The following is a 14558-nucleotide window of genomic DNA, read 5'->3' as shown; positions in this document are numbered from 1 at the left end:
ATATTTTGTCTAGGATAAAATTATTCACCGTATTCTTCTGCCAAATATTTCTTAATTTGATCATCTGCCGTTTTAATTGCTGTTTCCATATCAACTTTTCCATTCACAAAATCTGAGAACATGTTTCCAACAACTGTTCTAATTTCATACCATACTCCAATTTGTGGATCAAATATTGCATTGTTAATCTGAGTAAGTGGGATTTCTGCAAGAGGATCTGATTTTACATTTTCCTTCCAAATATTTGTTTCAAGAGCGCTCTTTCTCACTGGAATATAACCAGTATTTACTGACCAGAATGCTGTAACATCTGGTGAAATGAGGTATTTCATAAATTCCCAAGCTGCTTTTTTCTCTTCATCAGTTGCATTTGCAAACATAATAACGTCGGTTCCTGCAAATGGAACATTTCTTGTTTTCCAAACAGGTACAGGTGCCCAACCCCAATTGAATTTACCTTTTACAGAGCTCTCAACGTATTTTCTTCCTGCAATTGTATCTATGTACATAACAACCTTTTGTTGGCCAAATGGATCGTTCATGTATCCACCTTGATAATATGCAATACCTTCATCAACTAATTTTCTAACAAAGCTTAAAACATCTCTTGTTTCTTGACTATCTATATTTGATACCCATTTTCCATTTTCCATTCTTAAAACAGAACCGCCTCTAAGTGAAAGAAGAATTTGGAACAAGTCTGCAGTTGTTCTAAATCCAAATCCATATTGATCTGGTTTACCATCACCATCAACATCTTCTGTTAAAACTTTTGCAGCATAGTAAAGTTCGTTAATTGATTTTGGAACATCAACACCGTAAAGTGTTAGAAGATCTGCATTGTAGTATAAAATGTAAAGACTCTTGTTGAAAGGAACAGCATAAATGTCATTACCCCACATACAATTTTTTCTCAAAGGTTCGTATACATCTTCCCATTCCTCTTTTGCAAGACCTATCTTTGGATCGTTTAAAAAGTCATTTAATTTTTGGACAACGCCACTTTGAATTAATTTTGCTGTCCAGTTTGAATAAGCCTGTGCAATTGTTGGAAGTTCCCCAGCTTGTGCACCAGCAAGAAGTTTTTGAGATAAAGCACCGTAATTTCCAACGTAAATAGCTTCTACTTCAATATCAGGATGTGATTCATTAAATGAATTTACAATCTGCTCTAAAGTTTTCCCATGATTTCCACCCATAGCATGCCAGAATACAACTTTAGTCTTTGCAAACGAAAAAATAACAACAAGTGACAATAAAATTACCAATAGTTTTTTCATAAACTTTCCCCTCCTTTTCTAAAATTCCCTGCAGCATTATATTATACCACATTTGAATGTAAAAGGAAAATTAAACATTCTTGCTTTTTCTGATATAATTTTTCTATAAAGGAGCGTGAAATTTTGGAAAAACTAATTTCTAAAAAAATGAATCTAGAAAACTGGCAAGTTAAAAATGCAATATTACTTTTAAAAGAAAATACTATTCATTTTGTAGCAAGGTATAGAAAAGACCAAACCGGTGGATTAAACGAAGAACAATTAAGAGGAATCCAAAACCTATTTCATTACTATGAAAAAGTAGAAAAGGAAAAAAAGAAAATATTAAAAGCACTTGAAAAAGAAAATAAACTCACAATGGAGCTGAAAAAGAAAATCGAAAATTCATACGATTTAGATGAACTTGAACAGATATATTTACCTTATAAAAAGAAAAAGAAATCTAAAGCTGATATTGCAATTGAAAATGGTCTTTTAGAGCTTTACAATAAATTAATAAATAATCCCGAAAACTTTGAAAAAGAAATTCCAAAATATTTTAGCAAAACCTTCGACACAAGAGATAAAGTAATAGAAGGTTTGATAAATATTATTGCTCAAAATTTTTCTCATGATGAGAATATAAGAAAAAGATTAGAATTTCTTATATTTGAATATGGATATTTAAAATGTACTAAAAAAGTTGATTACAAAACAAAATATGACGCCTATGAAAATTTTTCTCAAAAAATTAAAAACCTAAAAGAATACAGTGTGCTATCTATAAATAGAGGAGAAAAGGAAAACATTTTAAAAGTTCAAATTGTACTTGATGATAAATTCAAAAATGAAATATTCAAGCTTACAAAGCTTGATCTTAAAAATGAAGTCATACTAAAAGGGCTTGAGTTGGGTTGGAGAAAATTATTTGATTCTATAAAAAAAAGAATTAGAAACCAACTTACCCAAAAGGCAGAAAATAGAGCCATTGTAATTTTCTCAAAAAACCTAAAACAACTATTACTCACACCACCATTAAAAGATAAAAGAATCCTTGCTATAGATCCTGGAAATAAAACTGGATGTAAAATTGCAGTTCTTGATGAAAATGGGAAATTCCTTGAAAAAGCAATTATTTTCCCAACTCCTCCACACAATGATATTGAAAATTCGGAAAAAATTGTCATAGAATTAATCAAGAAATTTGAGCTAAACTTAATAGTTATAGGTAATGGCACGGCATCCAGAGAAACCCAGAAATTTATAGTAAATACAATAAAAAAATTTAATCTGGATGTAAAGTATATCTTTGCAAATGAAGCTGGAGCTTCAGTATACTCTGTCTCAAAATTAGCTATGGAAGAATTTCCAGATCTTGATCCTACAATAAGAAGCGCAATAAGTATTGGTAGGCGAGTGCAAGATCCTCTTTCAGAATTTGTAAAAATTGATCCAAAATCACTTGGTGTAGGACAATACCAACACGATGTAAATCAAAAAAAGTTGGAAGAAGAACTAAACAACGTTACAAAAGATGTCGTTAATATGGTAGGTGTTAATCTAAACACGGCTTCTGCCAAACTTCTTGAATACGTATCAGGAATTACACCTTCACTTGCCAAAAAAATAGTAAAATACAGGGAAAAACATGGTAAATTTATAGAAAGAAAGCAATTACTAAACATAGAAGGTCTCGGAGAAAAAACATTTGAACAATGTGCTGGTTTTTTAAGAATAATTGATGGAAAAAATCCACTTGAAAAGAGCAGAATTCACCCTGAACAATATGAAATAGCAAATAAAATAATTAGTCTTAATTTAGACAATATTGACATTGAAAAACTTTCTAAAGAATTAAATGTAGGAATATTAACTTTAAAGGACATAATAAACGAGTTAAAAAATCCTGGATTAGACCCAAGAGAATCTATTCCTAAGCCAAAATTATTTGATGATATCTTGACCTTTGAAGACTTAAGAATAGGATTAAGGTTGCAGGGAAAAGTTACAAATATAACAGACTTTGGAGCATTTATTGATATAGGACTCAAAGAATCTGCATTCTTATATAAAAAACTTATAACTAGAGAGCTAAATATTAATGATATTGTAGATATTGAAATAATTGATTTAGATCAGCAATTAAGGCATATAAAAGTTAAATTAATATGATATAATCAAATACAGAGGAGGTGACAGTATGGAATTAAAAGTTTTAACTTTTGTTTTAGGAGATGAAGAATTTGCTATTGATATTATGAAAGTAGATAGGGTAAAAGAATATGAAAAAACCACTAAACTACCAAATTCCAAAGATTATGTTGAAGGAATAATCAACCTCATGGGAGAAGTTATCCCCATTATAAACCTTCGTAAAAAATTCATGTTAGAAGATTTCGAAGATAAGGAAAAATCAAAGATAATAGTTATTAGATTTGAAGAAAATGGCAAAAAGATGGGCTTTCTAGTTGACGATGTAAAAGAAGTTATTACATTAAGTGGAGATCAAATAGATCAAACTCCAGAATACAGCGGAGTATCTGCTGAATTCTTGCTTGGAATTGCTAAACTTGAAGATAGGATGATTTTAATTTTAGATGTTGAAAAAGTACTGAAAAAAGAGGAAAAGCTTGCCATTGAAAATATGATCAAATAAAATACAATGATGGCGGATTGACCCTTATACTAACTTTCGCTGGAAATTTAACCAATAAATCGTTTAAAGTTTGATTTACCTCTAACACTTCATTTGTTTTTATTATAAAATGATGCAAATACAAGTTTCTTATTTTTGGAATAAAAAATTCAGTTGGTCCAAGAATTTGTATATTGTATTTTCTTAGCTCTTTAACCATTTTCTCTGCATTTTTAAATCCACTTTGCTTTTCATTAGAATAAACAACAACTTGAATAATATCAACAAATGGAGGGTAATTTAGAGCCCTCCTTTGGTTTAATTCATAGTCATAATAACCTTCTACGTCTTGTTTGACAGCATATTCTAATACCAAACTTTCAGGATCATATGTTTGAATTAATGCTTTTCCTTTTTCTTTTCTTCCTGAACGGCCAACAACTTGTACAATAAGCCTAAACAAATTAAGAGCGGAATTATAATCAGGCAAGCTTTGAATTGCATCAATATCAATTACTCCAATTAAATTGACAGTGGAAACATCCAACCCTTTTGTTATCATCTTTGTTCCTACCAAAATATTAAGTTCTCCATTGTATAGACCCTTCAAAATTCTTTGAAATAATCTATAATCCTGAATAACTTCAGTATCAACACGCGAAATATTCCTTGCAGGAAAAAGATTTTGAATTTCCTTTTCTATTCTTTCAGTTCCGGCACCCTTTTCTAAAAGCATTATTGAACCACATACTGGGCAAGTTGTTATAACTTCTGTATCATAACCGCATATATGACATTTCAACTTCTCATTAGATTTATGATAAGTTAAGGCAACATCACAATTTGGACACTTTACTACATGTCCACAATTAGTACACATAATAAGTGAGTAGCCCTTTCTCCTTACAAATAACATTACACTCTTTGAATTATCCAATTCGTTTTTTATTTCATCTACAAGTTTTTTAGAAAGATGATATGTCACTTTTTCCTCTTTCTTCATATTTATAATTTCAACATCAGGAAGATGTGAACCATACCTCTTTGTCAACTTACAAATTTTCATTTTATTTTTTTTTGCCTTCAAATAATGATCAAGCCTTGGTGTTGCGCTTCCAAAAATAACTGGACCATGGAACTTATCGGCAAGATAATTTATATCGTACACTACTTCACCATCTTGATAATAACTTTCATCATGTGCTTCATCGACGATTATTAAGCCATAATTATGAGGTATAAAAAATGCGCTTCTTGTTCCAACTAAAATATCAATTTTTCCTTTTATAGCCTTTAGCCAAACATCCACCTTTTGACTTTTTGTTAAATAGCTATGATAAACTTCTACCTTCAAATCTGGAAATCTAGAATAAATTCTAGAAAGTGTTTGCTCTATTAGTGATACTTCTGGAACAAGATATAAAACTTTTGTATTTAACCTTTCTATAACTGAAAGATATACTTCTGTTTTACCACTACCTGTAACACCATGCAACAATACTTTGGACTTACTCTTAACAATCTCTTCAACAACTTTCTCTTGTTCTTCATTAAGAACAACTTTTTTAATCTTTTCCGGAATATTCTCATATATTTCAATTAATTCCTTTCTTTTAAGTTGCAAAATTACATCTTTATTAATATCTAAAAGCTCTTTTAATTCTTTATAAGAAACGATTTTATTTAAGAAAAGATAGTCAATTACTTTTTTCTGCTTCTCTGTCAATCTTTTAGTGCTTATCTCTTTTAAATCTGCTTTTAACTCCAAATAAATTTCCTTTCTTGGGGTGGGAACTTTCAATTTAAAATCCTTAAACACAGATATTGTTCCATCTTTTAAAAATTGCTGTAATTTCTTTTCACCAAATTTATTTATAAATTCATCCAAGGTAAACTCTTCAAAACCATAAAGAGGGTTATTAAATTTTACCCTTTGAACAAAATAGTTTTCTATGCCTTTTGGAAAACATAAATCAAAAAGCTTGCCAACAGGCGTGTTATAATAAAACGCAGCATCTTTCAAAGCATCAACTAACCAGCTTTTTAAAAAACTCTTCCCATCTAGTTTTGATTGAAAAACTAATGTATCTTTATCTTTATTGAAACTGTTATTAACTTCTCCCAAAACATATCCTATTGTTTTTTTTCCTTTAAACTTTACTATAATTCGTTCTCCTTTTTCCAACGGTATGTTTGACTGACAGTAAAAAATTTTCTTTAAAGAGGAATTGGACAAAGCTACTTGATATAACAGAAAAATCACCTCATTATTTTTTGATTCTATGTTTATTTTATCATAAAAAAAAGTGGCTCCTTAAAAAAATGAAAGCCACTTTTTTATCAGAAATTATATCACTTTTGATTGTCTTTAAATACCCTATAATCAACAGGTACATAATTTACAGAAGGTCTTCTCTTTCCTGATTGTTTATAAAGACTCATTAGCAAATAAATCTCATTTGGCATATCTGTAGAAACTTTTAGTCCAAGTTCTCTTGCTTTTTCCACTGTAATTGGATAATCATGTGTCCAATATCCGCTTACAAGTTTGTCAGCCAAATCTTCAGCGTTTTCTTCATATTTTTCTTTTAAAAGATTAGTTACATATTCTTTCATTTGTTTCATTGCTTTTTCTGCTACATCTGCTAAAATCAACGTCTGGTCATCTATTTTGTTTATATCTTTCTTTTTAACAACAGACAAAATAGAAGCAGCTGGATACTGTCCTAGTTGAGGATCAATTGGTCCAAGAACCGCATTTTCATCCATTACAATTTCATCAGCAGCCAAAGCTATTAAAGTTCCACCAGACATTGCATAATGTGGAACAAATACAGTTACTTTTCCTTTATGCTTTTTCAAAGCATTTGCAATTTGCTCAGCAGCTAATACTAACCCACCTGGAGTGTGAATAATTAAATCTATTGGCATATCATTTGGAGTCATCTTAATAGCCCTTATCAATTCTTCAGAATCTTCTATATCTATATACCTTCGAATAGGAAGGCCAAAGAAATTGAGGGATTCTTCCCTATGTATCAATGTTATAACTCTACTTCCTCTTTTTTTCTCAATAGCTCTTATTAGCCCATCTCTTGAAGAATGCAAAGACAAACTTTTAAATAATGGTGCAAAACTTGAAATAATCAATACCATCCAAAAAATTTGAAAAATAATAGTAAACAAATCTCCCATCTTTCCACCTCTTTCTATAATTGCTCTACTCAATTATATCAAAAAAAGCAAGGCATGACGCCTTGCTTTTATTATCTTCCTAAATAAATTATCTAATTGGTTTATCTTTTGTTGCTTCTTCAAGTGCAAGAAGTCTTTCCCATCTACTTGTTACATATTCTTGCAATTCATTGATTATTTCATCAGCATCTGGTCTCTTCAAGAGAGGTCTAAATCTTCCTTGTTTTTCAATGAATTCTCTAACTGGTTTTAATTCTTTTACTTTCTTTGTTACTCTATATACTCCTCTTTCTACTTCATACAATGGCCAATAACCAGTTTCTACTGCAAGTTTTGAAATCTCAACTGCTTTATCATCATTAACTCTCCAGAATCTTACACATGGAGACATTGCAGCTATAAATGATGGGCCATCAAAGTTTAGTGCTTTTTCAATTTTTTTGAAGAAATCCATTGGTTCAGAAGTAGATACTGTTGCAACGTATACATTTTCGTGAGCAGCCATAATTTCTACAATGTTCTTTTTAAGCTGAATCTTACCAGATAATTTTTTACCTACTGGCTGTGTTGTTGTTTGAGAGCCTGGAGGTGTAGCACCTGATCTCTGGTTTCCAGTATTCATATAACCTTCATTATCGTATACTATATAAATAAATTTGTGTCCTCTCTCAACTGCACCAGAAAGTGCTTGAAGACCGATATCGTATGTTCCTCCATCTCCACCAAATGCAAAGAATGCATATTTTTTGTTTGGATCAACAAGTCTTCCTTTTTTCAAAAGGGCCCTATATGCAGTTTCTACACCACTAACTGTTGCTGCAACATTTTCAAATGCATTATGAATATATGGAACATTCCATGCTGTGTATGGATAGATTGTAGTTGAAACTTCCATACATCCTGTTGAAAATCCAACAACTGGTGTATAACCAAGTGCTTCAGCTGTCATAAGGGCAAATTTTGCTACATTTGGAGCAGCACAACCTGGGCAAAGTCTGTGACCAGATGTTATACCAGGGTGTTTATCTGCAAACATTGTTGCAAGTTGCATTATATTTAAAGCCATCAATTACACCTCCTTATTCCCTGAGTCCTAGGTATCTTTCTTCATCAGCTATTAAGTTACCACTAAATGCATCTTCAAATGCTTTTCTAATGTGCTCAATCTTAATATCTCTTCCACCAAGTCCATAGACATAACTTCCGATTTGTGGTTTTACAGCAACTTCATAAAGTGCACTCTTTACAGCCTCATATAGAGGTGCTTCTGCACCAAATGATGCTGCTCTATCTAATACAATAACACCTTTTCGACCATTTAGTAATTCCTGCAATTCATTCTTTGGGAATGGTCTAAAGATTTGTGGCTTTATTACTCCTACTTTGTGTCCTTCTTCTCTTAAAAGATCAACAGTATATTTAATCGTTCCTGCTGTTGAACCAAGTGCAATCATTATGTACTCTGCATCATCAACTTTATATTTATCAAGAAGATCATATTTTCTTCCTGAAATCTTTGCAAATTCTTCTGCAACTTCTTTAAATACTTTTTTAACATGTTTCATTGCTTCAATTTGTTGCCTTTTGTGTTCAAAATAATAATCATATAGATCTAGTGGACCGTGTGTTACTGGATGCTCTGTATCAAGAAGTGGATACATAACTTTTGGCTCACCAACAAATTTCCTTGCTACTTCATCATCTAAAAAGTCTACTACTTCAACACCATGTGAAATAATAAAACCGTCAAAATTTACCATAACAGGCAATCTAACATCTTCATGTTCTGCAATTCTTATTGCCATTAATGTAAAATCATAAGCTTCTTGAGCATTTTCTGCCCAAAGTTGAATCCATCCAGAATCTCTTTCTGCCATAGCATCACTGTGGTCACAGTGAATGTTAATTGGTCCTGAAAGAGCCCTATTTGCAACAGCCATAACAATTGGAAGCCTTGAAGATGCTGCTATGTATACAATTTCGTGCATCAATGCAAGACCATTTGCTGCTGTTGCTGTCATTGCACGAGCACCTGCTGCTGCTGCACCGACAACAGCACTCATTGCACTATGTTCACTTTCAACTGGGATCATTTCAGTTTCTACAACACCATCTGCAACAAATTGCGCAAAATATTCGACGACAGGTGTTTGAGGGGTAATTGGGTAAGCTGCAACAACATCAGGATTTATTTGACGCATAGCATTTGCAATCGCTTGCGCGCCAGTAACTGCTTGTCTATTTTTTACTTCTGGCATTTCAGGCACCTCCTTAGTCTTGGAATTCCGTTTCAGGTTTCATAACAATTGCTCTTTTTTCTTCAGGAAGGTTATCATTTGTTTTTGGACATACATTTGCACAAAGTCCGCAACCTTTACAGTAATAATAATTGTATCCTTTCATTTTTGGCTTTCCATCTACAACTTCAATTACAATTGCTTGATCAGGACAGTAAAGCCAACACATCATACAATGAATACAATTTTCTGGTTGGTGAACGGGTCTAATAACTCTCCATGTTCCTGTTTGATATTCTTTTGCAGTAGCGGGTTTATCTATAACTCCGCCAATTGGAATATCTTTCCATCCTTTGAGTTCAGCCATTGCATTTCACCTCCTCAAATCCACGGCGAAGGGCTCTAACATTTGCTTCTACAACTTCTTCAGGGAATTTTTTAGCAAATGCCTTTTTAATTCTTTGTTCTACACTTTCAAGTGTTATTATTCCTGTAACTTTTGCAATAGCACCTAACATAACAGTATTTGGAATACCTCTTTTAATTTCCTCAAGTGCAATATCTGTTGCAGCAATTGTACAAACTTTCCCTTTTGCTCCAAGTTTCTGTCTCACATATTCAGCATCTTTAACGGTATTTACTATAAATACAGTGTTTTCATCTGTTCCTTCGGTAAGCATTGGTTGTCCTAACATGGTATCATCAATTATAACTACAACATCTGGATTATCAACTGAACTATGGACTAAAATTGGTTCATCGGCAACACGATTAAAAGCCTTCATTGGTGCTCCTGTTCTTTCTGCACCATATTCTGGGAAAGATTGAACGTATTTTCCCATTTCAAGAGCTGCCTCTGCAAGCATCTGGGAGGCACTCTTTGCACCTTGCCCTGCTCTTGCATGCCATCTAATCTCAAAATATTTTGCGGGCACTGTTATCTCCCTCCTTACAAAAAAGATTTTTTAAACACTAAAACAAGTATAGTTTGTATCTAAATGTCAATAATGTGAAAGTATTCCCATGACTATTTTACCACCTAAAAGGATATTCTACAAACGTAAAAAAGTTTCAAATGTGTTTTTGTTCTGTTAACAACTATGGATTAATTAATTTTACTTATCTGTTTTCAAATACATTGTATAATCAATATCAGAGAAAATATCATCTGTCCATTCATAATATGAAAGTTTTTTTGTATCTACTTTCCCGTTATTAACCATGTCATATAACTCCAAAAAGCGCTTTATGTGAGTTTTAGTCCTATTAACAGCATATTCAACACTTGTCCTTGTTGTCATTATAAACGCCCAATCACTTGATTGAGCAAGCAATAATTCTCTGGCCATTTGATTTAATGCCCTTCTTATTTCAGGTTCAACCTCATCCTTGTTAGGATACTTTTGTGCAAGTTCAGTTATTTTTTCTACCATTTCGTGAAGATGGGGATAAATCCAATCGTTGGTTCCATTCAACCACACTTCATTGTATCCATTTGCACCCCATGTAGAGGTGGCAGGAGTTGCAATCTGTACTTTTTCTACTATATCTACAACATCAGAAGCCTTTAATGTTCTTACCAAAGAACTTTTTGAAGCCTGTCGCATAAATTCTTCAAGGAAGATTGGGCCTTCATACCACCAATGGCCAAAAAGTTCTGCATCAAAAGGAGCGACTATGACTGGTTCAATTCCATTAAACAAGCTAATCAATTTTTTAGATTGTTGCTCTTTCTTTCTTAAAAAATCCATAGCATGCTCTTTTGCTGCCAGAATTGCTTCATCTATATCGTAAAAATCCTTTTGATTTTGAGGAGTTTGTTTACTGGTTATTTTATGATACTTAATTCCTGTATTCATCCTAACTCCACTTGGATCAATATATGGTTTTATGTATTCAAACTCTCGATCAAATCCTATATCTCTATAAAATTCTCTGTATCGTCCATCACCAGGATAACCTATTTCTGCGCTCCAAACCTGCTCACTACTTTCTGGATCTCTAGCAAATACAAAGACATTATTTGGAGTAATTATAGGTCTGTAAACACCATATTTAGGTCTTTCATCAGCATACCAAAAACCGTGAGAATCCACAAAGAAATATTCGATTCCATATTCACTAAGATACTTATCAAGTCCAGAAAAATAGGCAGATTCTGCAAGCCATATTCCTCTTGGTTTTCTTCCCATATGTTTTTCATATGTTTTAATTCCCTGTTCAATCTGAGCCCTAATTGCTTGAGGATACATTTCCATTAACGGAAGAAAACCATGTGTTGCATTACAAGTTATTATATCCAATCTATCTTTTTCCAAATACTCTTTAAATCCGTTCAATATATTTCCATTGTATACATCTTTAAATATATACAATATTTCTTTTAAATCCTCATAATAATACTTTGCCATTTTATGTTTTTTTGGATTTTCACTTTTTGTTCTTTCTATTTCTTTTCCAGCAAGTTCAATTAACTTTGTCATCCTATTTATGTACTTTTCTTGTAAAGATTTATTTGCTAGCATTTCCATCAAAGGTGGAGTAATTGACATCGTTAGATTAAATTTTATCCCTTCTTTTTCAAGTCGCTTAAACATTCTAAGTAGCGGAACATACGTCTCCGTTATAGCTTCAAACAGCCAATTTTCTTCAAGAAAGAATTTATACTCTGGATGATGAATATATGGCAAATGTGCATGCAAAACAAATACAACATTTCCCTTTGGCATAATCACATCCCCCTTCCGCTTCTGAGCCTGCTAAAGAGCTGCCAAATAGATTCTTCCTTGGACAAAGGATTGTTGTTAAAAATAGATCCTGGAATGGTTTCAACTTCTTTTACTAAAACACCATCTGAAGGGGTAACTATTTTTCTCTTTTTCCTTATATCCAGCCATCTTTCACGTGTGCTTTGACTTGGAGAATTTGGGGGAGTTTTACAAAGATTGGAACGTATAATTGGGTGAAATTCTCCATCGGGGGATACATATCCTAACTCTGCAAGATAATCTGCATTCGGCATAGGAACATTAACATAGTTATTTTTCATTGTTCTTAAATCAATCGAAATTTCAAAAGTTCGATGTGCATTATTACCATTGAAATCTATGAAAGTTACATCATATATTCTTAATACGATTCTAAAACCATTTGGAAGATTCATTAAAGATTCTCTAGTTTTGTCAGAAAGGTCCCAATAAACATGTAACCAATTTGGATTTACCGGTAAAACAACAAGCTTGTTTTTATTGTAACTTTCTGGAAGTTTAATATCCTCTTCTTGCTTAATTTCTTGATCTTCTTTTACATTATTTGCAGAATTTGCCGAACTAGGTCTCTGAATTTCCTGAAGCTCTTGCATTTGATTAATGTAACCCTCTATAAGTTTAATTACTTCTCTTTTTTTCATCATCCTTTTTACCTTTAAACCCAAAATTCTTGCCTGAGATTTTAACTCCTGAATGGTCGGATTTGAATCTAACCATCTTTTTAACTTTTCTATATTTCCATCAACCATCTTACTCCCCCCTTTTACTAAGAATTTTGTAAACTTTTAGTAAATATTTTTTCAATAAAAATTATAACATTATAAAAGAATGTTGTAAACTGTTGTATGGAGGAGTAAAAACGCTATATTTTTGAATATTTTATGATAATATCGTATAAAATGCTAAAAAAGATTATTTTTAATATTATCAATTAATTTTCTTGCAGTCGGAGTAGCAGCAATTCCACCCTCACCAGTTTCACGTAAAGATTCAGGAAGACTTTTTCCTACTTTATACATTGCATCAATAACTTCATCCAATGGAATTACGCTTTTTATTCCTGACATAGCAAGTTCTGCGGAAGAAATTGCCAAATTAACTATATTTCCATTTCTTTTTACACATGGAACTTCTACAAATCCACCTACTGGATCACAAACAAGGCCCATAAGTGATTTAAGCGCAAGTGCTGCTGCATTACCTGCAACATCAGCGGATTTTATAAAAAAATAAGAAAGCCCTGCAGCTGCCATTGCTGCGGCAGCAGCAATTTCTGCTTGACAACCTCCCGCCGCACCGGAAAGTGTTGCTTTTTTTGCAATAACGTTTCCTACACCACCTGAAACTATAAATGAATTTAAAAGATCTTCAAAACTTGGGTTAAATAATTTATACAAGGAATAATATACTCCTGGAATAATTCCCGAGGAACCCGCTGTAGGACACGCAGCTATTCTTCCCATTGAAGCATTGCTTTCTGCAATTGAAAGTGCTGTTGTAGTAGCAATATAATTGAACTCACCCATTAATTTTGGAGAATAATTCCTAAATTTAAATGCATTTTCTCCAGTAAGACCTGTTAAAGTTTTTTGTTTTTTACCATACTGTTTTTCTGATTCTTCCAAAATTACTTTTAAAATATCCCCTAGCATATTCTTAAGATTTACTGGATCATCACCATTCTCAAGCATTTCAAGTGTTAATATAACTTCATGAAGCTCCATATTTTTCGACATTTCACTTATTTCTTTCCAGGTCATCAATAGTCCCTCCCAATAAAATAGCATTCATAAACGTATGGAATCTTTGTAATTTCTTCTAAATTGTCTATAGGCTCATCAAGTTCCACAATTGTTAGCGCCCTCTCAAGTAAGGCATTTATTCTTCTTAAATATAGATTTGCAACATTAACATTTATCGCATCAAGAATTTTCTCAAGTGCCTTTGGAATATCTTTGTTAACAATAACAAGTGTGTCATAGTCCCATGACAAATCACAGGGAACAGAATCTATATTTGTAATTTTTATATCTCCACCACCTATTGATGAACCTTCTATTTCATGGGAGATGCCATCAACTTCAAACTTTATTCTCACAGTATTTGGATGTACTTCACCCAAATCCTGAATTTCAAAAGAATACTCAAGACCTCTTTCATTTGCAATTTTAAATGCATCTTTTATTCTTGGATCATCCTGTTTAAATCCCATTATCCCAGCAAGAAGAGCCCTATCCGTTCCATGACCCTTGTATGTTTTTGAAAAAGAACCATGAAGTAAAAATGTAACTCTATCAGGAGTTTTTCCAACTAATTTATAAGCAAATCTTGAAATTTTCAATGCTCCCAAAGTATGAGAACTCGATGGTCCTACCATCACTGGACCAAGGATTTTCAACAGACTCATATGATTCACCTCACTTTTTATATCTTGATTTTATCATTTAATATGATAAAATTAAAT

13 protein-coding genes are annotated in these 14558 nt (G+C 32.4%); 2 read left to right on the top strand and 11 right to left on the bottom strand.

The genetic code is table 11. The features are described from left to right. Positions 1-20: 20 nt before the first annotated feature. On the bottom strand, positions 21-1280 hold the full coding sequence (locus tag OB7_RS00360; RefSeq protein WP_114702193.1) for an ABC transporter substrate-binding protein: 1260 nt from the start codon (positions 1278-1280) through the stop codon (positions 21-23). A 123-nt stretch (positions 1281-1403) separates the two neighbouring features. Here OB7_RS00360 and OB7_RS00355 point away from each other — a divergent pair, with 123 nt between their 5' ends. Together OB7_RS00355 and OB7_RS00350 are read left to right on the top strand one after the other, a co-directional pair. Next, positions 1404-3431 carry a helix-hairpin-helix domain-containing protein gene (locus tag OB7_RS00355; RefSeq protein ID WP_114702192.1) on the top strand — a complete coding sequence of 676 codons (2028 nt, stop codon included), beginning with the start codon at positions 1404-1406 and terminating at the stop codon, positions 3429-3431. 28 nt (positions 3432-3459) lie between these two features. Then, positions 3460-3915 (top strand): chemotaxis protein CheW, encoded by a 456-nt coding sequence (locus OB7_RS00350; RefSeq protein ID WP_114702191.1) that lies wholly within the window; start codon positions 3460-3462, stop codon positions 3913-3915. Here the strand turns inward: OB7_RS00350 and priA are convergent. The 10 genes from priA to sdaAB form a co-directional block, all read right to left on the bottom strand. After that, on the bottom strand, positions 3908-6157 hold the full coding sequence (gene priA / locus OB7_RS00345; RefSeq protein WP_346252937.1) for a replication restart helicase PriA: 2250 nt from the start codon (positions 6155-6157) through the stop codon (positions 3908-3910). The two genes, OB7_RS00350 and priA, sit on opposite strands and share 8 nt — an antisense overlap. A gap of 89 nt (positions 6158-6246) precedes the next feature. Further along, positions 6247-7089, bottom strand: a complete 843-nt coding sequence (locus tag OB7_RS00340; RefSeq protein WP_004100658.1) for an SDH family Clp fold serine proteinase — start codon at positions 7087-7089, stop codon at positions 6247-6249. Between the two features lie 88 nt (positions 7090-7177). Further along, the gene (locus tag OB7_RS00335) at positions 7178-8155 is read right to left on the bottom strand and encodes a thiamine pyrophosphate-dependent enzyme (RefSeq protein ID WP_114702190.1); all 978 of its coding nucleotides are present in this window, start codon (positions 8153-8155) and stop codon (positions 7178-7180) included. A 13-nt stretch (positions 8156-8168) separates the two neighbouring features. Beyond that, positions 8169-9347 (bottom strand): pyruvate synthase subunit PorA, encoded by a 1179-nt coding sequence (porA, locus tag OB7_RS00330; protein ID WP_114702189.1) that lies wholly within the window; start codon positions 9345-9347, stop codon positions 8169-8171. Between the two features lie 13 nt (positions 9348-9360). Continuing rightward, positions 9361-9693, bottom strand: a complete 333-nt coding sequence (locus OB7_RS00325; protein ID WP_004100655.1) for a 4Fe-4S binding protein — start codon at positions 9691-9693, stop codon at positions 9361-9363. Next, entirely contained in the window at positions 9686-10261 is a 576-nt protein-coding gene (locus OB7_RS00320; RefSeq protein ID WP_114702188.1) for a 2-oxoacid:acceptor oxidoreductase subunit gamma family protein, read from the bottom strand. Before OB7_RS00320 ends, OB7_RS00325 begins: the two co-directional genes overlap by 8 nt. Positions 10262-10441: 180 nt before the next feature. After that, on the bottom strand, positions 10442-12055 hold the full coding sequence (locus OB7_RS00315; protein ID WP_114702187.1) for a glycoside hydrolase family 57 protein: 1614 nt from the start codon (positions 12053-12055) through the stop codon (positions 10442-10444). A 2-nt stretch (positions 12056-12057) separates the two neighbouring features. After that, entirely contained in the window at positions 12058-12843 is a 786-nt protein-coding gene (locus OB7_RS00310) for a DUF4912 domain-containing protein (protein WP_114702186.1), read from the bottom strand. Positions 12844-12996: 153 nt separating this feature from the next. Then, positions 12997-13854, bottom strand: coding sequence for an L-serine ammonia-lyase, iron-sulfur-dependent, subunit alpha (gene sdaAA, locus OB7_RS00305; RefSeq protein WP_114702185.1), 858 nt, complete (start codon positions 13852-13854; stop codon positions 12997-12999). Further along, positions 13854-14501, bottom strand: a complete 648-nt coding sequence (gene sdaAB, locus OB7_RS00300) for an L-serine ammonia-lyase, iron-sulfur-dependent subunit beta (protein ID WP_114702184.1) — start codon at positions 14499-14501, stop codon at positions 13854-13856. Before sdaAB ends, sdaAA begins: the two co-directional genes overlap by 1 nt. Between the last annotated feature and the right edge of the window lie 57 nt (positions 14502-14558).

It is taken from the genome of Thermosipho africanus Ob7 (assembly GCF_003351105.1).
Taxonomy (GTDB): Bacteria; Thermotogota; Thermotogae; order Thermotogales; family Fervidobacteriaceae; genus Thermosipho; species Thermosipho africanus.
This window is presented reverse-complemented; position numbering and strand designations above follow the sequence as displayed.